At 66.2% G+C, this 3,267-nt stretch carries 2 protein-coding genes; both read right to left on the bottom strand.

The annotated features are described in order from the left end of the window. On the bottom strand, positions 1-912 hold a 912-nt coding region (locus tag AB0E24_RS45870), incomplete at its 3' end, for a beta-ketoacyl synthase N-terminal-like domain-containing protein (protein ID WP_359386015.1). A 22-nt stretch (positions 913-934) separates the two neighbouring features. Further along, a partial coding sequence (locus AB0E24_RS45865) for an SDR family NAD(P)-dependent oxidoreductase (RefSeq protein WP_359386013.1) occupies positions 935-3,267 on the bottom strand: 2,333 nt, incomplete at its 5' end.

Genomic DNA, 3,267 nt, shown 5'->3' with positions numbered 1-3,267 from the left:
ATTCGGCGCCGTCAAACCATTCGACGCACCATCCTGATTCACCGCACTACCCCGCACCACCGCCCACACCCGATGACCATTCCGCCGCGCATCCGTCAACCGCTCCAACACCACCACACCCACACCCTCAGACCACCCCGTACCATCCGCCCCCTCAGCAAACGCCTTACACCGACCATCCGAAGCCAACCCACCCTGCCGACTGAACTCCACAAACGTCCCCGGCGTCGACATCACCGTCACCCCACCAGCCAACGCCAAACCACACTCATCCCGCCGCAACGAATCACACGCCAAATGCAACCCCACCAACGACGACGAACACGCCGTATCCACCGTAATCGCAGGACCCTCAAGAGCGAGGGCATATGCCGTGCGTCCCGAGGCGACACTCGTCGTATTGCCGGTCAGGAGGTAGCCCTCCACCCCTTCATCGGAAGTACCGGTCAGCAGCGCTGCGTAGTTCCGATCATTGGTCCCGACGAAGACTCCCGTGCTGCTTCCTTCCAAGGAGTGCGGATCGATATTCGCCCGTTCCAGTGCTTCCCAGGAAACCTCCAGCAACAGCCGCTGCTGCGGGTCCATGGCCAGCGCCTCGCGGGGCGAAATATGGAAGAACCCAGCATCGAATTCTCCCGCGTCATAGAGGAACCCGCCCTGACCGAATAACCCGTCCCAGTGCCATCCCCGATCCGACGGCGCGTCCGCCACGGCATCGCCGCCGTCGTCCACCAGACGCCACAGGTCCTCCGGCGAGCGGACGCCGCCGGGAAAGCGGCAACTCATTCCCACGATCGCGATGGGTTCCGTTGCCGCGGCGCTGAGTTGGCGGTTTTGATGGCGCAGGCGCTCTGTTTCCTTGAGCGAGGCGCGCAGCGCTTCAACAAGCTGGTCGTTCGGCTTCGTCGTCATGACAGGCTCCGCATCTCGCACATTAGGATTCCGTACTCTCGAACGCCATCCGCACCAAAGTGTCGGCATCCATGGCGTCGATCGACGCGACCTGCGAATCGAGATCGTTGTCCGTGCTTCCGTCGCCCGGGTCGACAAGCCGTAGCAGCGGACCGGCCAGGCCGGCCTCTCGGATCCTGGCCAGCGGAATGGATTCCAGGGCGGCACGAAGGGCCTGGTCATCTGGTTCCGGATCGGCCGCGTCGCGGGAGTCGACACCATCGGGAAACAGGTGCGCTTTGAGGTGATCGGTAAGCGCGACCGGTGTCGGGTAGTCGAACACGAGGGTGGTGGGCAGACGGAGACCGGTCTTGGCCGCCACCCGGTTCCGTAGCTCCACCGCGGTCAAAGAGTCAAACCCGAGCTCCTTGAAGGGCCGTTTCGCCCCGAGCGCCTCGGAGCCGCTGTGGCCCAGGACGCTCGCGGCTTCCGTCCGCACCAATTCCAAAAGGATCTCGTCGCGCTGCTCCATGTCCATATCCGTGAGACGCCTTCGGAATGCGTCGGAATCATCCGGCTCACCCTCATCCCCCGCGGCCTCGATGAGGCGCCGCATCTCGGGCAGCTCCGCCAGCAGGGCGCTCGGCCTGCCGGACCCAGCCTCCACAGCCTGTTTCCAGTCGACATCAGCGATGGCGAGCACCGGATCACGCCCGATCATGGCCTGTTGGAATCCCAGCATCGCGAGATCCGGTTCCATCGCGGAGACGGACCTCCGACGGAATTGGTCCACGGCGGCGTCCTGGACCGCAAGGCCACCCCCTGCCCACGGACCCCACGCGATCGAGGTCCCCGGCAGACCGTCCGCCTGGCGCCGTTCAGCCAGCGCGTCGAGGAAGGCGTTCGCGGCAGCGTAATTGCTCTGTCCGGCGTTGCCGAAGAGTCCTGCGAAGGAGGAGAACAGAACGAACGCGGAGAGCTCCTTGTCACGGGTCAGTTCGTCGAGACGCCGCGCGGAATCCACCTTCATTCGCAGGACATCGTCGAACCGGTCCGGTGTCAGTGCTCCGACGACGCCGTCATCGAGCACCCCGGCGGCGTGGATCACCGTGTCGAGCGGGTAATCCTCGGGAATGGTGGCGAGCAGTTCCTTCACCTGGTCTCGGTCCGACACATCACACGCGGCGATGGTGACCGAGGAGCCCGACTCCTTCAGTTCGGCCTTCAGCTCCGCGGCGCCCGGGGCGTCAGGTCCGCGTCGGCCGACGAGCAGGAAATGGACCCGCTCCCCCTCGCGACCCGCGATCCACCTCGCGACGTGTGCACCCAGCGCACCGGTGCCGCCGGTGATCAGTACCGTCCCGGCGCAGCGCCATCCCTTGGCATCGGTGAGAGTCGGCGCCATGCGCACCAACCGTCGACCGAAGAGCCCCGCGGGCCGTACGGCAAGCTCGGTCTCGCCCTTCGGGTCGGCCAGAGCAGCACACAGCCGGGCGCCGGTGTGCTCCGAGAGGGACGGTGGCAGATCGACCAAGCCGCCCCACCGATCCGGGTGTTCCATGGCGACAACCCGTCCGAAGCCCCAGATCTGCGCCTGCGTCATTCGGTGAGGCCGGTCGGACGCGCTGGTCGACACGGCGCACTGGGTGGCACACCACAGAGGTGCGTCGATCGCGACGTCCCCCAGGGCCTGCACCAGGTTCAGGGTCAGCGCGAGGCCGGCCGGCACCGCAGAGTGATGCGGGTGGGATTCCTCATCTACGGCCAAGAGCGACAGCACACCTGCGAGTGGTGTCTCGGCGGTCTGCTCGCGCAGTCGCCGCGCCAGCTGGTCCCGGTCGTCCGATCCGGCGTCGAGCTCCATCGGGAGTACGTCGGCGCCGTGGTTCGTCAGCGTCGTGAGGATTCCGGCGGCCCACTCGCTTTCGCGCCATTTGGTGGGCAGGGTGACGAGCCAGGTGCCGGTCAACCCGGCTTTGTCGTTGGGCAACTGCCTCCAAGCCGGTCGATAGCGCCATGCGTCCACCATGGACTCGGCTTGGTGCCGTCGCCGCCAGGTAGAGAGCGCGGGGAGTACGGCGGTTACCGCGGCGCCTTCCACATCCAGCGCTGATGCAAGTGACTCCAGGTCCCCGCTCTCGACCGCCTCCCAGAAACTGGCTTCGGCAGAGTCGGTCCGCGTCGAGGTCTCCACAGCGGTGGTGAGCTCGGGCCAGTAGCGTTGGTGTTGGAAGGCGTAGGTGGGCAGGTCAACATGGTTGTGCGGGCCGGGGAACAGCGCGGTCCAGTCCACGGCCACACCGCGTACCCATGCCTCGGCGAGCGCGGTCAAGAACCGCTCCCAGCCACCCTCATCACGCCGCAACGTCCCCAGGA

Source organism: Streptomyces malaysiensis subsp. malaysiensis (genome assembly GCF_040653035.1).
In the GTDB taxonomy this organism is placed as follows: domain Bacteria; phylum Actinomycetota; class Actinomycetes; order Streptomycetales; family Streptomycetaceae; genus Streptomyces; species Streptomyces malaysiensis.
This window is presented reverse-complemented; position numbering and strand designations above follow the sequence as displayed.